A 19,676-nucleotide genomic window follows, 5' to 3' on the forward strand; every position below is an offset into this window, starting at 1 on the left:
ATCCTTTGGATCAGAAGTTGAAGCCCAGTTGCAGGCCGATCGTGCGGAACGAATTCATGCCATAGCGCTGGGTCACCGTGGCGATGCCCGAATTGCCATCACCCGATTCCAGACCCAGCGAACCGGGAACGCGCTGATCGCTGCAATTCTTGCAGAAGACCGAGGCGCGCCAGTTATCCGCCTTCAGACCAATGGTGCCGCCCCAGATGTTGCTCTGACCATAGGTCGTGCCCGGATAGGGCTGGGTGGTGAAATTCATCGACGAGCGGTGATAGAAATTCGCGCCGATGAAGGGGCGAACCGGATGGGCGGTGTTGAATTCATAGTTCACATCCACCGTGCCGGTAAATTTGGGCGCCAGCGGGGTTGCGCGCCCGGCGGCGTTGAACGTGCTGCATCCCTGTCCCGGATAGCATTGCGCGCCGGGGAAATTGCCAAACTTGGAATCGAGCAGGGTCGCATTCGTGCTGATCGTCAGACCCGGCAGTGGCCGCGCGGTGATGCTCAGTTCCGCCCCCCTGCTCTTCACCGTGGCAGCATTTTGCGTGACAAAGGACGAGGTGGTCAGGTCAAAGGACTGCACCTGATAATTGCTGAAATTCGAGCTGAAGGCCGAGATATTGACGATCAGCTTGCGCCCCAGCCAGCTCGTCTTGACGCCGATCTCGACATTCTCGTTGGTTTCCGGCTTGATCGCCAGCGATGCGCTGGTGCTCACCTCATTATTGTTGAAACCCGGCCCCTTATAGCCGCGCCCATAGGTGCCATAGGCCATCAGATCGCGGCTAAGGTTATATTGCGCGCCCAGCTTATAGCTGAAATTGGTGTTCACCACGCGCTCGCTGCGGCCCGGTTCGACCACGCCGAAGGGCACGAAATATTTCTGCTGGTTCTGCACCAGATGGATCGACACGATATCGCGCGTGACGCGCGCGCCGCCGATCAGTTGCAGCGCATCGGTCACCTTATAGGTCAACTGGCCAAATGCGGCGAGGCCATCATTGGTCTGGCGCACCACGCGGTCAAAGCCTAGGAAGTAATTGTTGCTGACCGAGCAGGTGGGCGGGAAAGCGCCTGAAACCGCCGCCGCCCCCACGCAGAAGGGATAGGAAGGCAGCAGGAAGGCGGGGAAATAATTGTTGCCCGCGATCTGCCCGTTTTCTTTCAGGGTCGAGCGGAAGACATAAAGCCCCGCCTGCCCGCTCAGCCGGTTTTCGCTGGGCAGGGCGATGCGCAATTCATTGCTGTACTGGTTAAAACTGGTCGAGCTGGCGTTGATGTCGGCCCCGTTCGATCCGGTGCCGTCAGTGTCGAGCTGCTGCTTGCGGGTAAAGCCCTTCCATGCGGCGATATTGCTGATCTCGATGCCATTGTCGAAGAGATAGCTGGCCTTGGCTTGCAGGCCGTTGCGGTCCAGATCGCGGTAATAACCGCCGTTGCCCGCCAGCGTGAGGTTGCCGGGGCTGGCCGTGATGCCGGTGGCGGCCAGCGGGGCCGCATTGAGGCTGCCCGCGCCAAGGCTGCGATAGGTGGTATCGAACAGGCCCAACACGCCGCGATCCTGCCCCACATCGCCCATAACATAGAGGCTGAAAGCCTCGTTCGGCTTATACAGCAGGCTGGCGCGCAAGCCAAAGCGGCGCAGGTTCAGCTCATTGCGAACGCCGGGATTCAACGGCCCGCTGAAATTGACCAGCGGCGTCTGATATTCATTGAAACCGGCCAGTCGCAACGCGGCCGTCTGGCCCAGCGGAATATTCACCGCTCCGCGCGCAACGATGCCATAGGAATCATTGGCAGCCGTGGGCCTGCGATCCAGCTCCAGATCGAACTGCCCGCTGGTCTTGCCCAATTGCGGCTTGGCGCTGCTGACATTGACCAGACCCGCCGAGGCATTGCGGCCAAACAGCAGACCTTGCGGCCCGTTGAGCACCTCGACCTGCGCCAGATCGAAGAAGCTGTAAACCAGACCCGCATTGGTCAGATTGACCTCATCCTGCGCATAGGCAACGCTGGATTCGATTGAGTTCGAAAAGGCCGAAGTGCCCACCCCGCGCACCGAGAAATTGTTGTCCGCCCCCGATTGCAGGCTGGGCGCGGCCAGCGTCATTTGCGTCAAATCGTTAAGGCCGCGCGATTTGAGGATGTCCGAGGACACTGCGGTCACGCTGACCGGCACGTTTTGCAGACGTTCGGGGCGGCGCTGGGCAGTGACGATGATTTCGCCGCTATTGTCTTGCGCGTGAACCACAGCAGGCGCGGCAAGCGCCATCGCAGACAGGCTTGCGCCCGCCAGAATCGACCAGATCTTCATGGAAATCCTCCCTCAAGGAATGTTTCGTTGGGCGATGCAGCTATCCATCAACTTACATTCAGTCAAGAACGCATGTTAGTTCATCCTTGCATGCTTCTTGCCATCTGTGCTTTTCATGCATCAGCAAAGGATGGAGCAATGACCCAGCAACCCCGAACTCGCCGCAGTCAGGAAGAGCGGACCGCCGAAACCCGCGAGGCGTTGATCGACGCGGCCATCGCCACGATCCATGAACAGGGCTATACGGCGGCCAGCACCACGCTGATCGCGGAAAGGGCCGGGGTCAGCCGAGGCGCCATCCTGCACCAGTTCGGCACGCGCGCCGCGCTGATGTCCGAGGTCGTGGCCGAGGTCTATCGGCGGGAAATGGCCATTTACACAAGGCTGGTCACGCAGGAGCAGCAGGGCCAGAACATCTATGACTGGCCTAGAATCCTGATGGAGGTGCTGGGGATGCCTTCAGGCATTGCGGTGCTGGAAATCCTGTTGGCCAGCCAGAGCGACAAAGACCTGACCGAAACGGTGCGCAACCGTCAGGCCGAGGTCGAAGAGGCGGCGCTGGCAACCATGCGGGCCGATCTTGGGGGCAAGGCGGAATCGGCCTTGGCGGTCAAACGGCTGATGGTCTGGGCGGTGCGGGGAATCTCCATCGCCAATCGCATTATCCCCGGCGGGATCGACACCGCCGCCCCCATCGGCCTGCTCAGCGAGCTTTTGAAACTGGCGGCGCCCGGCGGACAGGTCGACGAACTGGAAGAGTTGATAGCCAGAGGAAAGGAGTAGAATTTACCCTTTCTGGAAATGGGATGTATTGGCAAAGCCCTCATTTGCTTTCGCCATCTTCATCAGCTTGCGCAGACAGGTCTTGACCTCGCGCTCGAACCGGCGCTCGCTATAGACGCCGGTGCGACTATATTCGTCGCGATCCAGCACTGATTTCAGATATTTGCCAAATTCCGCCTGATCCCCGGTCGAAGGATGGCGCCATGCCTGACGGCACACCCATTCCTCGGCGGCCGCTTTGTCGTAATCATCCTCATAATCGCGCCCCGCCCGCTCGGCGCGGACCTGATCGGTCTGCGATGCGGCAATTCGGCGCTCCAGCCAGCCTCGCACGGCATCGCCATTCCATTCCTCATCCGCCATGCTCACTTGCCTCCCGCGCTTTCCTGCCGCCAGCGACGATAGCCCAGCACTGCCAGCCCCACCATCGCTCCATAAAGTCCTGCTGTCAGCCACAGGCCCTTGAACACGAACATGCCCACATACAGCACATCGACCGCAATCCACAGCAGCCAGTTGGCCGCCTGTCGCCGGGCGGTCCAATATTGCGCAACAAGGCTGAAACTACTGAGCCCGGCATCCATCCAGGGCAGCGCGGCATCGGTATAATGGCTGGTGAACCAACCGATCACCACCGCGCCCAGTGCGCCTGCCGCCAGCCCTGCGGCCGCCTCTGCGATGGGCAAGGGGCGCACGACCACCCGCCCATCATCGCCCCGCCCGCGCGCCCATGCGAACCAGCCGTAAAGGATGGCCAAGCCAAACAGCGCCTGAAGCACCATGTCGGAATAGAGCCGTACGTCGAGGAACAGTTTGAAATAGAGCGCGCAGGCCAGCATATTGACCGGCCAGCACAGCATCGCGCGCCGGGCCGTCAGCCAGATGCCGAGAAAGCTGATCGCCACCGCGACGATTTCGAGCGCCGACATCAGGCCCCCGCCCCCCGGCGCACATCCGCCAGAAACGCCTGCCCCGCCGCCGAGGCGAACCAGCGCGCATGACCGATCAGATAGCCATCCCACGCCATGGCCGCCTGCGCCGGATCATTGAGCAGGCCGGCGAAATAATCGACTTCGGACAGGGCAAATTCAACATGGACCAGCGGGAGCAGGGCCAGCAACGTATCAAGTTCGGCAAGGCTCAGCGGCAGCATTTCGCGATAGGCGGTGATAAGCCCAAGCGCGGCGCCCACATCGCCCTTGATCGCAGCGCCATCCTGCATCTCCAGCCATGGAATAGCGCTGCGCTCCAACGCAGTGGCCAGATCGTGGAGCGCGCAGCTTTGCGTGGCCAGACCGAAATCGAAGATCGTCGCCACCTCTCCTTCCGGCGTCCAGAGCAGGTTTGACGGGTGCCAGTCATTATGGGTCCACAGGGGGGCTTGTTCAGCCAAACCCGGCGGGACAGCGCAAAGCAGCCCGGCCATCTCCTCCCGCCATGGCCGGTCTTGCAGAAATCGCGCCAGCGCGGGCCTTGCCGTCACATAGGCCTGCACCGCCGCCATCGGATCGGATGCAGGCAGGATGGTCCAGCCTGCGATCAGCGGATCGGTCCCGCGCGGCGGGGCGGCATAATCGCGCGCGGCCAGATGCAGGCGAGCCAAAGCCCGGCCCGCCGCACTGGCATGGTCGGGCGAAAGGAAACCCGTCCACGAGTGCCGCTCGCGATACAGATCCAGGCCGGGCGAAAGGCGATGCAGTTCATAGGTCCACTCGCCCCGCGCGATGGCGGTGCAGCCTTCGGCCGCCATCACCTCGGGCACATTCACCCCCGCAGCGCGCAGATGGGCGATGAAGCCATGCTCCTGCATCAAGGCATCGAGCGAGCGCAGATCCCTGTGGTGCCGCTTAAAGATAAACCTGCCCCCCTCGGCCTCTACCAGCGTGGCCGCTGAAAAGGGGCGCGGCGAATGCCAGTGCAGCGCGATCAGGCGCCCCGCCTGCGCGAAACGGCCCAGCACCGCGCCCGCCTCCTCAGGCGTGATCGCGGGCCAGACGGGGGCCTCCAATTCGGTCCCCATCCCATGAACAAGATGCCCGTGGACAAGATGCGGGGCGCCGCTCATAGCATCAGAACGCGCGCGCCAACGTCACCACGAAAGCGCGCCCGCCGCCGATATAATAGGAAGGCGCCGCGCCGGAAATGACCGTGCCATTGCGCCCGATCGTATCCTGCGCATTCAGACCCACGCTCTGCACACCCGAGAGAACACGCGGATTGGTGAGATTGATCGCATTCACCCGCAGATCAGTGCGCTTGCCATCGATCCATTCGGCCAGATGCATGCCCAGCGACAGGTCGAGCGTGGCATAGGCCGGGATGCTTTCATCATTCATGAAGGTGGAATATTGGCGGCCCACATATTTCAGCGCGGTGCTGCCGAACAGACGCCCGTCGTCATAGGTGCTGCCCACGCCGAACTGGAAACTGGGGCTGGAAACCGCCTGCTTGCCCTTGGTCGGCAGCCAGTCATTGCCCACGGCCAGATCGCTGTCGATCCGCGTGTGCAGATATTCGCCCGAAACATAGAGGCTCACCCCCTTGGCCGGGCGCCAGTCGATCTCGCCGTCAATGCCATAGGAAGTCTGGCTGCCCGCGTTGATCGTGGAATAGACCAGCGCGCCGCCGCTGTCGATCACGGTGGACAATTGGCGGTTGCGGAAATGGTAATGGAAACCCGTCAGCGAGAAGGACAGGTTCGGCCCGATATAGCGATAGCCCAGTTCCTCCGACACCGAATATTCGTTCTTCAGCGCAGTCGTGCCCTGCGTGCTGATCTCGCCATAATCATAGGTGTTGTAGAGCGTATATTCGTTGGGCGCGCGGAAATTGGTGGTGATATTGGCGAACACCTGTTGCCGCTCGTCAATCCGGTAATGCAGCGCGGCGCGGGGCAGCGCGGCAAAACTGTCGAAATGGACGCCTGATTGCGGGCCGGGCAGGAAATTGCGCCCGCTGTGCAGCACATCAACGCCCTTGAAGCCCAGATCGGCGGTCAACCGGTCGGTGAGTGCGATGCTGTCGGCCACAAAGAAAGCCTTCGAAACAGTCAGCGTCCTCGCGTTCTCATAGGCCAGCAACCGGCCATCGGCGGTGCGGATGGCGCGGTCCTGATAGCCCCATTCGTCGACCACCTGCCCATCAGCGCCAACCGAGGTGTAAGACTGGATCACGCGGTCATTGCCGTAATCGAACCACACCCCGGCGGTCAGGCGATGCGCGCCCGCCTGAAACACCAGCTTGGTCACATTGCCACCGCGAAACTGGTTGCCGGTCCAATTGCCCAGCACCGTGGCCACACCACTGGCATCCGCGCCGGGCAGCGTGATCGGCTGGGTCAGCGCCTCGGTGCCAAGGTAATTGCCAGTGGTAGCCAATTGCGTGCCATAGGGCGAATTGCCATAGCCCCATTGCAGATAGGTGGTCGTGTCGAGGCTCAGCCGGTCATTGAAGCGCAGATGCACCGGGGCCGACAGATAGATATTGCGAAACGGTGCGCGATAGAAACGCCAGTAATTGGTGTCGCCGGTCGTATAATTCTTGTCGAAATTATATCCGCGCCCATAGGTCTGCCAATCGGCCAACGTAGGGCCGGGATAGGTCGAGGTCTTGGCCGAATTGAACGAGATGGCGAGGCTCGCGCGGTTGCCCTCGCCCCATTCCTTCAACAGCTTGCCGTCAATATGGTTGCGCAGGTCATAGCCCGCACCCCGCCAGTTGTCGGCCCGGTTGTTCGAATAGGAGACGAAAGCCCGAACCCCGCTGTTGCCGATCACGCCGGTGTCAAACCGGACAAAGGCGCGCCGTTCATTATAAGACCCCAGCGAGAAATCGACCAACGCGCCGCGCTTCTTCGCCGGATCATCAAGGCTGAGCGAGAGCAGCCCACCCGCCGTGCCCAGCACCGGCGAATCCAGATCGACCGCGCCCTGCGCCAATGCCACCTGCCGCACATTCTCGGCATCGGCGAATTGCGAGGGATAGGCATAGTAATAGCCGATGTCATTCTGCGGCGCGCCTTCCATCAGCACGCCGATCTCATCCTGCCCCAGACCGCGCATGGTCAGGCTGGAGCTGGTCGAAAGGCCGTAAGGATCGCTGGAAGACACATTCGCGCCCGGCAGCAGGTTGACCAGTTGAAAGGCGTTGAGCGTGGGCGCCTGCTTGCTGATAAAGGCGGTGGAGATGGCGCTGATCGCCTTGGCCGCGCTCTGATCGGGCAGAAGGCCTTCGGGGTCGGGATGACCGATGACGCGGATAACATTGGCATCGGCGGGCGTTTCGGCGGCTTTGGCCTGCATCGCAAAACCGGCCATGGCCAGCGCCAGCGCGCTGCACCCCATCAAACGCATACGGATCATATCGGTCATCATCGTCTCTCGCACTCCATCGGGAGAGACAACGGACCTGCCGCCAACCCTCCCTACGCCGGTATCAACCGGATCAGGTTCAGCGGGTCGTGGTCTGCTGACCACCTCTCAGCCGCGCATAGCGGCCCCCCGGGGATGCGCGCCCTCTAGGCCTTCTTTGCGCCGGTGAAAAGACCTGTTGCACAGGAAAAGCCGCAAGCCGGGCCACTGGCGGGCTGGACGGGCAGGTCATATAGGTCGGGTATGACACAGACACCCCATTTTCATCGCATCGGCATTCTGGGCACAGGCCGCGTGGCGCGCGCGCTGGCATTGGGATTGGCCGAATGGTCCGGGCTGCCGTTGATGGTCTGGGGCCGCTCGCGTGAGCGCGCAGGGCAAATGGGCGGCGAAGCGGCGCAGAGTTTGGCGCAAATGGCCGAAGCCTGCGATGTGATCGCGCTGGCCGTGTCGGATGATGCGTTGAGCAGTGTCACGGCCGAACTGGCGGCCGTGTGGCCGGAAGATGGCGAGGGCTTCGTCTTCCATGTCAGCGGGCGCTCTGGTTTGGCCCCGCTCGAACCGCTCGCCTTGCGCGGCGCGAAGGCGGCGGCGATCCATCCGGCGATGACCTTTACCGGCGATGCTCCTGCGGAATTGCGCCGCATGGCAGGCGCCCGTTTTGCTGTAACCACCGCACAGGCCGATACCGCCGCCATCGCCCACCGGCTGGTTGCCGCGCTGGGCGGCGTGGCGGTCGATATTGCCGAGGCGCAGCGCCCGCTCTACCACGCCGCGCTGTGCCATGCGGCCAATCATCTGGTCACGCTGATGGCCGGGTCGATGGATGCGCTGGTTTGTGCCGGGGTGGCCGATGGGGCAGCGCTGCTGGCCCCGCTGGTGCGGGCGGCGCTGGATAACAGTCTGGCCATGGGGTTCGATGCGCTGTCGGGGCCGCTGCTGCGCGGCGACATCGAGACGATCAGCGGCCATATAACGGCGTTGGAGCGGGATTGTCCGGAACTGCTGCCTGCCTATAGGGGCATGGCCGGCGCGACGCTTGATAAGCTGGAGCGAGTGGGGGCGCCTCCCACCGCCAAACTGCGCCAAGCTGTCGATGGGTGATGGGCTCTCAGACCTGCTCTTGATCCTGTTTCGTGTGAAGCTCAGGTGGGCGGGGATGCCGCTGATCACGGAGGTTGGCGCAAGAAATACTCTATATAACTGATATTAAATAATATTTATGAGCTTAAAAAATTCCTTTGACGATCAAGCCTGCCTGAGGCAAATAGATAAAACAAATTGCTTTAATGAGTCTCCAAAAAGGCTCGCCCCAGGAGAGGAATCCCCATGCGATCAAAGGCCAACCGGTCTGGTGTTTTGTCCTGCGCCGTTTCCGCGCTTGCCATTGCCCTGCCCACCTTCATGCCCGGAACCGCGCTTGCGGCCGCAGCCGACGCCCCGGCCGCCGCTGCTCCTGACCCGGACGCCCCCGGCATCATCGTGACCGGCATCCGCGCCTCTATCGAACGCGCCGTCAGCATCAAGCGCAATGCCGCCAGCATTGTCGATGCGATCTCGGCGCAGGATATCGGCAAGCTGCCCGACGCAACGATCTCGGACTCGCTCCAACGCATTCCCGGCGTCCAGATCCGCCGCGACGCGGGCGAAGGCAGCACGGTCAACGTGCGCGGCCTGCCGCAGGTGGTCACGTTGATGAACGGCGAAGCCTTCCTTGGCGCCGGGTCGATCACCTCGGTCCAGCCTAATTTCACCGACATACCCTCGCAGCTTTTCTCCGGCGCCAGCGTCATCAAGAGCTCGACCGGATCGATGCTCTCGGCGGGTATTTCCGGCACGATCGACCTCAAGACCCGCCGCCCCTTTGATCTGAAATCCGGCGTGCATGGCGCGATTTCGGTAGACGGCGGATCGGGTTCGAACACCAAGAAATTCGACCCCCATTTCAATGGGCTGGTGTCATGGCGCAATGACAATGTCGGCTTCATGCTCTCGGCGGCCTATTCCAAGGACCATCTGGGCAATTCCTATTCGGGTATCCAGCGCGACTATGGCGGGCGTCTGGCCGATGAATCTCTGGCCAATGCCACCGGCTATGGTGGCTTCCGCTTTGACAACCCCAATCGCGGCACCAACGTGCCCGGCGGCATCGATGTCAACGGCAATGGCACCGCCACCGACTCCTTCTTCTCGCCCCAGGCCCATACCGGCTGGAACCGCGTGACCGAACGCGAGCGGATCGGCGTCAACGGCTCGTTTCAGGCGCATCTGAGCGACACGCTCGAATTCGTGGCCGACGGTTTCTATACAAAGCAGAACCAGTACACCGGCACCTCCGGTTTCCAGATGCAGGGCGTCAACTGGCAGGCCGCCGATTTCGTGCCGGGGCAAAGCCGCGACACCGGATCGCTGATCAACGGCTTCCATTTCAACACGACGCAAAAGTACAATTACACGCTGCAGAATTTCGACAGCTATTCCGAGCTTAACCGCGCCATTTCGGACTCGACCAATCTCAACGCCGAATTGCGTTATAAGGGCGAGAAGCTGAAGCTGACCCTGCGCGGCGTGTATGGAAAGGCCAATTACAAGCTCGACAACAGCTATGCGCAATTCTCGCTGTCGGACGGCACGCAATGGTTCAACGGCGTTGGCACCTATCCGGCCTCGCTGGGCGGCAATCGCACCTTTAACCCGCTGGGCTATACTTATAACACCCTGCCCGCGACAGTCGATTACACCGGCTCTTCTGTCAATTTCGGCCTACCCAGCCAGTTAACCAATGAGTTGGGCAACAAGAGCGCCTATGCGCTCAAGACGATTTCATCCGAAGGCAACCAGCGTTCGAACGCGGACATGAAGGTCCTGCGTCTGGACGGCGCCTATGAATTCAACAACAGTTTCAACGTCGAATTCGGCCTGCGCTATGGCGACCGCAGCGCGCAGCAGACCGTGTTCGACCGCGCGGCCCCGCTGTACGGCGGCAATGGCGCGTCCAACCCTGCCGGTTGCTATGTCAAGTGGAAGGCCTTTGACGTTCAGATGAACGATCCTTCCTGCAACGCCACCAATGGTTCGGGCCAGTATCTGACCGCCGGGCTGACGCGCCTTGCCACTGATCCCAGCTTGTCGGGCCTGCTGACGCAATCCAGCCTGCCGGTCGGCGGGGTCGGCTCGATCTATACGATCAACCCGATGGCGATGCGCGATCCGCTGGCTTTCCAGAACAGCTTCTATCCGGGCAACAAGGAATTCGTACAACCGGGCCAGACCTTCTCGGTCGGCTTCAAGCAGTGGTCGGGCTTTGCCCAGCTCAACTATGCCGGTGAGATCGGCTCGATGGGCTTCCACGCCAATGGCGGCCTGCGCATCATCAACACCAGCCTGCATGTGATCCAGCATCTGGCCGGTTCGCCCCAGCCCTATGGCCTGCCCAACACCGATGCGGGCACTCTGGTCACGGATCGCTCCTTCACCGACTTCCTGCCCGCCTTCAACGCCTCGCTCGATGTGACGAGCAAGCTGCGGGTGCGTGCGGCGGTGGCCAAGAACATGACCCCGCTCAACCTCGACCAGTGGGGCGGCGGGCTTAACCTCAACTATGCCATTGATACGACCACCAATCCGCCGGTCTTCCACGTGGCGGGAGGCAGCTCGAACGGCAATCCGCAGCTCGATCCGTGGCGCTCGACGAACTATGACCTGTCGCTGGAATATTACCTTGGTCGCACCAGCGTGATCAGCCTTGCGCTGTTCCGCATTGACGTAAAGAGCTTTATTCAGAGCGCCACGGTAATGCGCAACAACATCCCTGATCTCGACGGCGTCATCCGTTCGACCGTGCCCATCACCACCAATGTGCAGGGCAAGGGCGGCAAACTGCAAGGCGTCGAAGTGGGCGGCAAATATGGCTTCGACTTCCTGCCGGGCTGGCTGGGTGGTTTTGGCATCGACGCCAATTACACCTATTCGGACTCCTCCTCGGGCAATTACGACCTGTCGGGCGCCAAGGAACCGTTCCACGACAATTCCAAGCATCAGATCAACGCCGCCGTCTGGTATGAAAAATACGGCCTTCAGGCGCGCGTGGCATGGAACTATCGCTCCAAGCGCGCCGAACAGTCCGATTTTGCCGGTATCGCGGGTATGACCCTGTATCAGGCGCCCACCAATTACATCGACGCCTCGGTGTCCTATGACGTGAACAAGCAAGTGACGATCTTTGCGCAGGGCTCAAACCTGACCAAGGAATCGGAACATTACTTCCTCGTCTGGCCCGATCTGAAGGCCTTTAACAACCTCTACGAACGCCGCTTCCAGATCGGGGCGCGCGCGCGGTTCTAAGTCTCTCCACCCCCAACCCCTCCCCTTCGGGCGGCCTTGCAGCGCCGTATCGGCCATGCAAAGCCGCCCGTTTTTTTGAGGATCTCCGCAATGCCAGACTTCGATCATCAGAGCGCCCCTCCCGGCGCGATCCGCTCGGTGGTGGTCGCAGGCGGCGGTACGGCGGGGTGGATGGCGGCGACCTATCTGGCCGCAAGGCTGGAAGGCCGGGGAATTGCCGTCACCGTCATCGAATCCAGCACGATCGGCACCATCGGCGTGGGCGAAGCAACCGTTCCCGCGATCCGCGACTTTTTCAAGGCCATCGGCCTGCATGATTTCGATGTCCTGCGCGCCACCGCAGGCACGCCCAAACTGGGCATAGATTTTGCCGGATGGGCGGGCGAGGACACACGCTTCTTCCATCCTTTCGGCCTTTACGGCCTGCCCTCGCGCGGGGTGCCTTTTCACCACTACTGGCTCAAGCTGGCCCACGCCGGGCTGGGGCGCGATCTGGGCGATTACAGCCTTTGCACCGAAATGGCCCGCAACGGCACCTTCATGTTGCCGGTGGACAATCCGGTCAATGATCTGGCCGTGTTCGACTGGGCTGTCCATTTCGACGCTTCCCGCTTTGCCGCGATGCTGCGCGATCTGGGGCAGCAGCGCGGGGTCCGGCTGATCGACGATGTGATCACGCACACCGTCAGGGATGACGAAACCGGCCATATCACTTCGCTCGAAACCCAGAGCGGCCTTGCCATCACCGGCGATCTTTTCATCGACTGCACCGGTTTCCGCTCGCTCCTGCTGGGCGAGGCCATGGGCAGCTCATGGGTGGACTGGACCGACATGCTCCCCTGCGACCGGGCCGTGGCCCTGCCCTGCGCAGCCTCTGGCGGCTTTGATCGGCCCTATACCACCAGCACCGCGCGCAAGGCGGGCTGGCAATGGCGTATTCCCCTGCAACACCGCGTGGGCAATGGCTATGTCTATTCCTCGGCCCATATCAGCGATGACGAGGCCACCGCCACTTTGCGCGCCCGTCTTGAAGGTGAAGCGCTGGCCGAACCCAATATGATCCGCTTTGGCGCTGGCCATCGGAGGGAATTCTGGCGGGGCAATTGCGTTGGCGTCGGGCTGGCGGCGGGCTTTCTTGAACCGCTGGAATCCACGTCGATCACGCTCATTCAAACCGCGCTGGAAAAGCTGGTCGATCTCTTTCCCGACCGCGCCTGCGCCCCTGCGCTGGCGGGCGAATTCAACCGCGCCACCACGCTGGAATATGAGCGCATCCGCGACTTTCTCATCCTGCATTACCACGCCAACCGCCGCCAAGGCGAGCCGCTATGGGACCAGATGCGCGCCGCGCCGCTGCCCGAAAAGCTGGCCCATAAGCTATCGCTGTGGCGCGCGCGGGGCAAACTGGTGCGCTATGAATGGGAAGCCTTTTTCGATCCCAGCTGGCTAAGCATGTATGCCGGTTTCGGCCTGACGCCCGCCGCGCATGATCCCTTGGCCGATTATTTCACCCATGCGCAGGTCGTCGAAGCCCTCGACCATATGCGCGAGGCGATCAGGGCGGCGGCCGCCCACGCCCGCCCTGCCCGCGATTTTCTGGCCCGGCTTGCCCCACAGGCAGCCCGCGCCGCCGCGCCCGTCGGCGTTGGCTGACCACACTTATCCCCTTGGAGAATACCTTATGACACTTCGCATTGCCGGCATTGAACTGGGCGGCACGAAATGCGTTGCCACACTCGGCGATGGCGAAGGGCATGTGCTGGAACAGACCACCGTGCCCACCACACAGCCCGACAACACTCTGCCCGCGCTCTCGGCTATTTTGGCCGATTGGGCAGGAAAGGCCCCATTTGACGCGCTGGGCATCGGTTCGTTCGGCCCGGTGGGCTTGACGCCGGGCACGCCCGATTTCGGCCATATCACCGCGACGGCCAAGCCGGGCTGGTGCGACACCGATGTGCTTCATACGCTATGCGCGCCTTACGACGTGCCCTGCCATTTCGACACCGATGTGAATGCCGCCGCGCTTGCCGAACAGCGCTGGGGCGCGGCGCAGGGGCTGCAGGATTTCGCCTATGTCACCGTAGGCACCGGGGTGGGGGTCGGGCTGATCGTTAATGGCCATGCCACGCGCGGGCTGGGCCATTGCGAGATGGGCCATATCCGCGTCCCTCGTCTGGCTGGCGACACATGGCCGGGTCATTGCCCCTATCATGGCGATTGCGTCGAAGGTCTGGCCGCCGGGCCCGCCATCAAGGCGCGGCTGGGGCAGGATCATGTACATGACATCCCTGCCGACGATCCCCTGTGGGACAGCGTGGCCCATGCGCTGGCGCAAATGTGCCACGCCATGCTGATGACCACCGGCCCACGCCGGATCCTGATCGGCGGCGGCGTGGCCAATGGCCAGTCCCATCTGCGCGCGATGATCGAGCGCCATGTCCGCGCCAGCGTGGCCGGCTATATTCCGCTGCCGGAGGAAACCTTCATTCTGGCCCCCGGCCTTGGCGATCAGGCTGGCCCCTTGGGCGCCATCGCGCTGGGCCTCAACGCGATGGAGGAGCAGGCGCGCTGACGGCGCCTGTTATCCTTCGGTCGATCCCTTCCACAAGGCCGTGGCCTTGGGCAACAGGAAATGGCTGAAGGGCAGGACAGCAGCCCCGACCGAAGGCGCCTCCTCGGCCAGTCGGGCCTTCATCACCGGGGCCAGCACAGGGACATGATGGCGATGGCTTTCCAGCCTTGTGTTGAGCGCATGGACCAGATCCTCGATCCAGCCGCCCGGCAGGCGCCCGCCGATAATGACCGCCGCCGGGTTGATCAGACAACTGACCGCCACCAGCGGTTCGACCAGCTGATCGCTGGCCATATCAATCCAGCGGCGGCGCACCTGCATCAGCGCAGCCTCATCGCCGCGCAGATCGGCAGGCTTCAGCCCCTCGCCCGCCATCAGACGATAGACGCCCGACAGAGAGACGAGATTCTGGATCTGCTCGCCCGTGCCGCGTTCAAGCAGGAAACCGATTTCGCCGCTGCGCCCCTGCGCGCCCCGGATATAATTGCCGTCGATCACCAGCCCGCCGCCAAGGCCCGAGGAGATCAGCAGATAGAAAAAGCTGGCCGCTTTCAGCCCATGGCCAAGCTGTTGTTCACCCATGGCCGCCGCCGCGGCGTCATTTTCGACAAACACCGGCAGGCCAAAGGGCTCGGCAAGCAGCGAAGCAATATCGGTGCTTTCCCAGAGCGCGAAATCATCGGGCCGTCCGGGCAGGTCGATCAGCCCGAAATCATCGGGCATGGCCACCCCCACGCCCACCAGCAATGCCGGATCGATCCCGGCCTGCGCCACCAGTTCGGCGGCCGACACACGGTAATGATCGCGCACATCCTCAGGCTTGGGAAAGGCGATGTCGCGCGTGGCCTGCGCCATCACTTCGCCCGCGAAATCGACCAGCACGATCGTGATATGATCGCGGTCGATATTGACGCCCAGCGAATAGCAGGCCGCCTTGTTGACCACCAGCTTGGTGGCCGGTTGGCCGCGCCCACCCCGGATCTGCCCGGCGTCCTCGATCAGGCCTTCGGCGGCCAGACGTTTGGTAATATTGGCGATGGAGGGCGCCGTCAGCCCGGTGATCCGCGCCAGATCGACCCGCGTGATCGGGCCGTTCACGCGGATGGCGTGCAGGGTCACGCGCTGATTATGGTCGGCGGCGCGTTCCAGATTGGTGCCGGACAGGCGGATCGGACTATGCGTCATCAGGCAGGCCATCCATTTGAAAAGATACGAGCATGCCCAGCCATCATCCAAAAATCCTTTCAAGGCAGCGCGATCGCCGCGCCCATGCGCCCCGCATTCATCATGTCCGCTTTGCCACAGGCAAAGGCCAGTCACAAAATATTAATTCAAACATTTTTCTTTATGGGAGATCCTGCATGTTCCGCTTGAAGTCCGGCCTTGCCCTGCCGCTTTCCGCGTTGTGTCTGGCAAGCACTAACGCCGCCGCTCAGGATCGGATCACGACCCCGCCTGCGGCCACGGCCCATCCTTCGCTCTGGCCCGCCGCCCATTGGCCTTGGCGCAGCGATCCGGCGATGGAGGCGCGTATCCGCTCGCTTCTGACGTCGATGAGCATCGAGGAAAAGGTCGGCCAGATCCTTCAGGCCGATATTGCCAGCGTCACCCCCGAGGATGTGCGGCGCTATCATCTCGGCGCGGTGCTGAACGGGGGCAATGCTGGGCCGGGCGGCGACGATTACGCCCCGCCCGCGCAATGGCTCAAACTGGCCAACGCCTTTTATGACGCCTCGATGGATACTTCGGCCGGAGGCCATGCCATTCCGGTGATGTGGGGAACCGATGCCGTCCATGGTCATTCAAACATCATCGGGGCCACCTTGTTCCCTCATAATTCCGCGCTGGGCGCCGCGCATGATCCCGCGCTGATCCGCCGCATTGCGGCCGCGACCGCCATCGAAGTGCGCGTCACCGGCATCGACTGGACCTTTGCCCCCACCATCACCGTGCCGCAGGACACCCGCTGGGGTCGCGCCTTTGAAGGCTATTCCTCCGATCCCGCGCTGGTGGCCAGCTATGCCGGGCCTTTCATCGAAGGATTGCAAGGCAGGCCGAACAGCGGCCCCATCCTGGCCGGGCCACATGTGATCGCCACAGCCAAGCATTTCCTGGCCGATGGCGGCACGGCGCAGGGCCGCGATCAGGGCGACGCGCAGATCAGCGAGGAAAAGCTGCGCGACATCCACGGCACGCCTTATGTCGCGGCCATCAATGCAGGCGTCCTCTCGATCATGGCCAGCTTTTCCAGCTGGAATGGCGAGAAGATGACCGGAAACCACAGTATGCTGACCGATGTGCTCAAGAAACGGATGGACTTCGGCGGGCTGGTGGTCAGCGACTGGAACGCCCATGGGCAGGTGGCGGGATGCAGCAACGCCAGTTGTCCGCGCGCGATCACCGCAGGCATCGACATGCTGATGGCACCCGACAGTTGGAAGGCGCTTTATACCAGTCTCAACGCGCAGGCGCGCGATGGCACCCTGCCGATGACCCGGCTTGATGAAGCGGTCGCCAGCGTGTTGCGGGTCAAAATGCGCGCGGGCTTGTTCGAGGCCGGGCGTCCCTCCTCGCGCCCCTATGCCGGGCGTTTCGACCTGTTGGGCGCGCCAGACCATCGCGCCATCGCCCGCGAGGCGGTGCGCAAATCGCTGGTTCTGCTCAAGAATGCCGGAAACATTCTTCCCCTCGCCCCCGGTTCGCGCATTCTGGTGGCGGGCGATGGGGCCGATGATGTCGCGCGCCAGTCGGGCGGATGGACCCTGTCATGGCAAGGCACCGGGCTAAGCCCCGCCATGTTCCCCGGCGCCACCACTCTGTGGCAGGGCCTGCGCAAGGCCGCCGCCGATGCGGGCGGACAGGCGACATTCTCGCCCGACGGCAGCTTCACCGGACCGCGCCCCGATGCCGCCATCGTCATCTTTGGCGAAACGCCCTATGCCGAATTTCAGGGCGACATTTCCAGTCTGCGCCTGAAACCGGATCAGCGCGCGCCTTTGGAAACGATGCGGCAGCTCAAGGCTCAGGGGATTCCCGTGATCGCGGTCATGCTGACCGGGCGTCCGCTCTGGACGAACCCCGAACTCAACACCGCCGATGCCTTTGTCATGGCATGGCTGCCCGGCTCGGAAGGCGGCGGCGTGGCCGATATGCTGCTGCGACCGGCGCAGGGGCCAGCCAGGAATTTCGTCGGGCGACTGCCCTTTGCCTGGCCTGCCACGGCGCGGCCCGATGGCCCGCTGCTCTTTCCGCTGGGCTATGGCCTGACCGGCAAAGAACCGGGCGGCCTCAAAAAACTGAGTGAGGAAGCCCGAGTAGCCGAGGATATCGCCAGCGCGGACATCTATCTGAACAAAGGCATCGCCGGACCGGGCTGGTCGCTGGAAATGCGCGACTCTGCGGGCAGCACAAGGATCACTACGGTGCCTGCCGTTTCGGCGGGCGGGCGCGTGATTGTCGCGGCCACCGACCATATTGTGCAGGAAGGCGCGCGGCGTTTCACCATCACCGGGCAAGGCGCGGCATCTGTTGCCATCACCAGTCAGGACGCCACCGACCTCTCGCGCCAGACCAATGGCGAAATGCTGCTGGTGGCAACCCTGCGCATCGATCAGGCCCCGGCCATGCCGGTGCGGATCGCCATGGGTTCGGGCGCGGGCGTGGCCTATGTTGATGCCGGCAAACTGGCGGGCCTGCCTATCGGCCAATGGCGGCGCATCGGGGTGCCGCTCAAATGTTTCCGCGCGGGCGGGGCCGATCTGGCCAAGGTAAACATGCCCTTCGCTCTGGAAACCTCCGGCCCCGCCAGCCTCAGCCTCGCCGAGGTGAAGCTGGGGATGGAAGCCGATACGACCCTCGCCTGCGCGAAGGATTAAGCGGTCTAACCGGCAAGGCGCCTCGCCAGATCATCGAGCGAGGCGCCGCGCGTTTCGGGAAACCAGCGCCAGACCACAAAAACCTGCACCGCCATGGCCAGCGCAAAACCCGCAAAGGGCAGCGCCGGGCCATGCGCGGCCAGCACCGGAAAAATGAAACTGATCGCCCCATTGAACACCCAGTGGGTGCTGCTGCCCAGCGCCTGACCGCGCGCGCGAACGGCGGTGGGGAACAATTCGGACAGATAGACCCAGATTACCGCCCCTTGCGAGACGGCGAAAAAGCCGATGAACATCACCAGCAGCGGCAACAGCCATTCCCGGCCCTGACCGCCGGCAAAAATCATCGTCACCCCGACCAGCGCGGCACAAGTGCCCAACGCCCCCGCCAGCAGCAGCGGACGTCGCCCCAGCCGGTCGATCATCGCCATGCCCGCCAGCGTCGCCAGCAGATTGGCCAGCCCGACCGCCACGGCCTGTGTGTCGGCGGAAAAGTCGGAAAAACCGGCAGCGGCAAATATGTCATTGAGATAATAAAGGATCGCATTGATCCCCGAGAGTTGGTTGAACGCCCCGATCGCCAGCGCCAGCAGGATCGGTTTGCGATGCAGCCGCCATGACAGGCGCTCGTCTTGCATGACCGGTGCGACCGATTCCAGCACGAGCCGGAGCCGATCCGCCGCCGCCTGTGCATTGCGCCCGCGCGCCTGCAACCAGCGCGGGCTGTCGGGCAAGCATGGCGCCAGCAGCGCAAAGCCCAGCGCGGGCACACCGGCCAACCCCAGCTTGATCCGCCACTCCATCGCGCCAAACCCGCCCCGCGCCACCAGCGCGTTCGAGAGATAGGCCAGCAAAATCCCTGAAACGATCGCGCATTGGAACATGCCCACTCTCCGCCCGCGCACATCAGGGGCGCTGATCTCGGAAATGTAAACCGGGGCCACGACCGAGGATGCGCCGATTGCCAGACCGCCAAGCAGTCGGAACAGGCAAAAACTCATCAGCCCATTGGCCAGCGCCGTCCCCAGAGCCGAGACGACATAGAGCCAACCGACCCACAGTAGCAGACGACGGCTGCCCAGAGCGTCACCCGCCCGTCCCGCAAAGGCCGCCCCGACCAGCGTGCCCCACAAAGCCGCCGAGACTGCGAGACCAAGATCCTGCGGGCTGAGGGCAAAGACTTTTTGCAACGCCTGAGTGACGCCGGAAATGACGGCTGTATCAATGCCAAACAACAGTCCGGCCATGCTGGCCAGCATGGCGCAGCGCGCGGCCATCGAAGGCCCGGACCGGGGGAAGGAGGAAAGGGGCATAAGGCAGGCATCCTTTTATTATTTCAATTTGCATTAATAAATAAATTCGCTAGGCTTGCAAGCGTGATGCCCATCGGGACAGATGGCGTCCGGATCGCCGCG

Annotated in this window: 13 protein-coding genes and 1 riboswitch; of the genes, 6 read left to right on the forward strand and 7 right to left on the reverse strand. The window is 62.7% G+C overall.

The features are described 5' to 3' along the window. Positions 1-10 precede the first annotated feature (10 nt). On the reverse strand, positions 11-2,314 hold the full coding sequence (locus GGR38_RS03275; RefSeq protein WP_183622619.1) for a TonB-dependent receptor: 2,304 nt from the start codon (positions 2,312-2,314) through the stop codon (positions 11-13). 138 nt (positions 2,315-2,452) lie between these two features. Between GGR38_RS03275 and GGR38_RS03280 the strand changes: the two genes are divergently transcribed. Next, positions 2,453-3,097 carry a TetR/AcrR family transcriptional regulator gene (locus GGR38_RS03280; protein WP_183622621.1) on the forward strand — a complete coding sequence of 215 codons (645 nt, stop codon included), beginning with the start codon at positions 2,453-2,455 and terminating at the stop codon, positions 3,095-3,097. A gap of 3 nt (positions 3,098-3,100) precedes the next feature. Here the strand turns inward: GGR38_RS03280 and GGR38_RS03285 are convergent, their stop codons facing one another. The 4 genes from GGR38_RS03285 to GGR38_RS03300 are packed head-to-tail and all read right to left on the reverse strand — an operon-like array spanning position 3,101 to position 7,467. Beyond that, positions 3,101-3,460: a hypothetical protein gene (locus tag GGR38_RS03285; protein WP_183623006.1), complete on the reverse strand. Its 360-nt coding sequence runs from the start codon at positions 3,458-3,460 to the stop codon at positions 3,101-3,103. A 2-nt stretch (positions 3,461-3,462) separates the two neighbouring features. Further along, positions 3,463-4,026, reverse strand: a complete 564-nt coding sequence (gene pnuC / locus GGR38_RS03290) for a nicotinamide riboside transporter PnuC (RefSeq protein ID WP_183622623.1) — start codon at positions 4,024-4,026, stop codon at positions 3,463-3,465. After that, on the reverse strand, positions 4,026-5,162 hold the full coding sequence (locus GGR38_RS03295) for a phosphotransferase enzyme family protein (protein ID WP_183622625.1): 1,137 nt from the start codon (positions 5,160-5,162) through the stop codon (positions 4,026-4,028). The genes pnuC and GGR38_RS03295 overlap by 1 nt, the downstream gene beginning before the upstream one ends. A 4-nt stretch (positions 5,163-5,166) precedes the next feature. Next, positions 5,167-7,467 carry a TonB-dependent receptor gene (locus tag GGR38_RS03300; RefSeq protein ID WP_425497038.1) on the reverse strand — a complete coding sequence of 767 codons (2,301 nt, stop codon included), beginning with the start codon at positions 7,465-7,467 and terminating at the stop codon, positions 5,167-5,169. 33 nt (positions 7,468-7,500) lie between these two features. Beyond that, a riboswitch (TPP riboswitch) is annotated at positions 7,501-7,609 on the reverse strand. Between the two features lie 101 nt (positions 7,610-7,710). Between GGR38_RS03300 and GGR38_RS03305 the strand changes: the two genes are divergently transcribed. The 4 genes from GGR38_RS03305 (at position 7,711) to GGR38_RS03320 (ending at position 14,386) form a co-directional block, all read left to right on the forward strand. Next, entirely contained in the window at positions 7,711-8,571 is an 861-nt protein-coding gene (locus GGR38_RS03305; RefSeq protein WP_183622627.1) for a Rossmann-like and DUF2520 domain-containing protein, read from the forward strand. Positions 8,572-8,796: 225 nt separating this feature from the next. Next, complete coding sequence (locus tag GGR38_RS03310) at positions 8,797-11,811, forward strand: TonB-dependent receptor (protein ID WP_183622629.1); 3,015 nt, start codon at positions 8,797-8,799, stop codon at positions 11,809-11,811. A gap of 90 nt (positions 11,812-11,901) precedes the next feature. Continuing rightward, positions 11,902-13,464, forward strand: coding sequence for a tryptophan halogenase family protein (locus GGR38_RS03315; protein WP_183622631.1), 1,563 nt, complete (start codon positions 11,902-11,904; stop codon positions 13,462-13,464). A gap of 28 nt (positions 13,465-13,492) precedes the next feature. Beyond that, entirely contained in the window at positions 13,493-14,386 is an 894-nt protein-coding gene (locus GGR38_RS03320; RefSeq protein ID WP_183622633.1) for an ROK family protein, read from the forward strand. A gap of 9 nt (positions 14,387-14,395) precedes the next feature. Here the strand turns inward: GGR38_RS03320 and GGR38_RS03325 are convergent, their stop codons facing one another. Next, positions 14,396-15,571, reverse strand: coding sequence for an ROK family transcriptional regulator (locus GGR38_RS03325; protein WP_183622635.1), 1,176 nt, complete (start codon positions 15,569-15,571; stop codon positions 14,396-14,398). 176 nt (positions 15,572-15,747) lie between these two features. Here GGR38_RS03325 and GGR38_RS03330 point away from each other — a divergent pair, with 176 nt between their 5' ends. Further along, the gene (locus tag GGR38_RS03330) at positions 15,748-18,261 is read left to right on the forward strand and encodes a glycoside hydrolase family 3 protein (protein WP_183622637.1); all 2,514 of its coding nucleotides are present in this window, start codon (positions 15,748-15,750) and stop codon (positions 18,259-18,261) included. A gap of 5 nt (positions 18,262-18,266) precedes the next feature. Here GGR38_RS03330 and GGR38_RS03335 read toward each other — a convergent pair whose 3' ends face one another. Then, a complete protein-coding gene (locus GGR38_RS03335) occupies positions 18,267-19,574 on the reverse strand; it encodes a sugar porter family MFS transporter (protein ID WP_246404205.1) in 1,308 nt (435 codons plus the stop codon). Positions 19,575-19,676: the final 102 nt, after the last annotated feature.

This window comes from Novosphingobium sediminicola (genome assembly GCF_014196525.1).
GTDB classification, from domain to species: domain Bacteria; phylum Pseudomonadota; class Alphaproteobacteria; order Sphingomonadales; family Sphingomonadaceae; genus Novosphingobium; species Novosphingobium sediminicola.

Excerpts from the sequence above, each read along its gene's own strand:
- GGR38_RS03275 (WP_183622619.1), bottom strand. The coding sequence starts at position 2,314 with ATGAAGATCTGGTCGATTCTGGCGGGCGCAAGCCTGTCTGCGATGGCG.
- GGR38_RS03280 (WP_183622621.1), top strand. The coding sequence starts at position 2,453 with ATGACCCAGCAACCCCGAACTCGCCGCAGTCAGGAAGAGCGGACCGCC.
- GGR38_RS03285 (WP_183623006.1), bottom strand. The coding sequence starts at position 3,460 with ATGGCGGATGAGGAATGGAATGGCGATGCCGTGCGAGGCTGGCTGGAG.
- pnuC (WP_183622623.1), bottom strand. The coding sequence starts at position 4,026 with ATGTCGGCGCTCGAAATCGTCGCGGTGGCGATCAGCTTTCTCGGCATC.
- GGR38_RS03295 (WP_183622625.1), bottom strand. The coding sequence starts at position 5,162 with ATGAGCGGCGCCCCGCATCTTGTCCACGGGCATCTTGTTCATGGGATG.
- GGR38_RS03300 (WP_425497038.1), bottom strand. The coding sequence starts at position 7,467 with ATGACCGATATGATCCGTATGCGTTTGATGGGGTGCAGCGCGCTGGCG.
- GGR38_RS03305 (WP_183622627.1), top strand. The coding sequence starts at position 7,711 with ATGACACAGACACCCCATTTTCATCGCATCGGCATTCTGGGCACAGGC.
- GGR38_RS03310 (WP_183622629.1), top strand. The coding sequence starts at position 8,797 with ATGCGATCAAAGGCCAACCGGTCTGGTGTTTTGTCCTGCGCCGTTTCC.
- GGR38_RS03315 (WP_183622631.1), top strand. The coding sequence starts at position 11,902 with ATGCCAGACTTCGATCATCAGAGCGCCCCTCCCGGCGCGATCCGCTCG.
- GGR38_RS03320 (WP_183622633.1), top strand. The coding sequence starts at position 13,493 with ATGACACTTCGCATTGCCGGCATTGAACTGGGCGGCACGAAATGCGTT.
- GGR38_RS03325 (WP_183622635.1), bottom strand. The coding sequence starts at position 15,571 with ATGACGCATAGTCCGATCCGCCTGTCCGGCACCAATCTGGAACGCGCC.
- GGR38_RS03330 (WP_183622637.1), top strand. The coding sequence starts at position 15,748 with ATGTTCCGCTTGAAGTCCGGCCTTGCCCTGCCGCTTTCCGCGTTGTGT.
- GGR38_RS03335 (WP_246404205.1), bottom strand. The coding sequence starts at position 19,574 with ATGCCCCTTTCCTCCTTCCCCCGGTCCGGGCCTTCGATGGCCGCGCGC.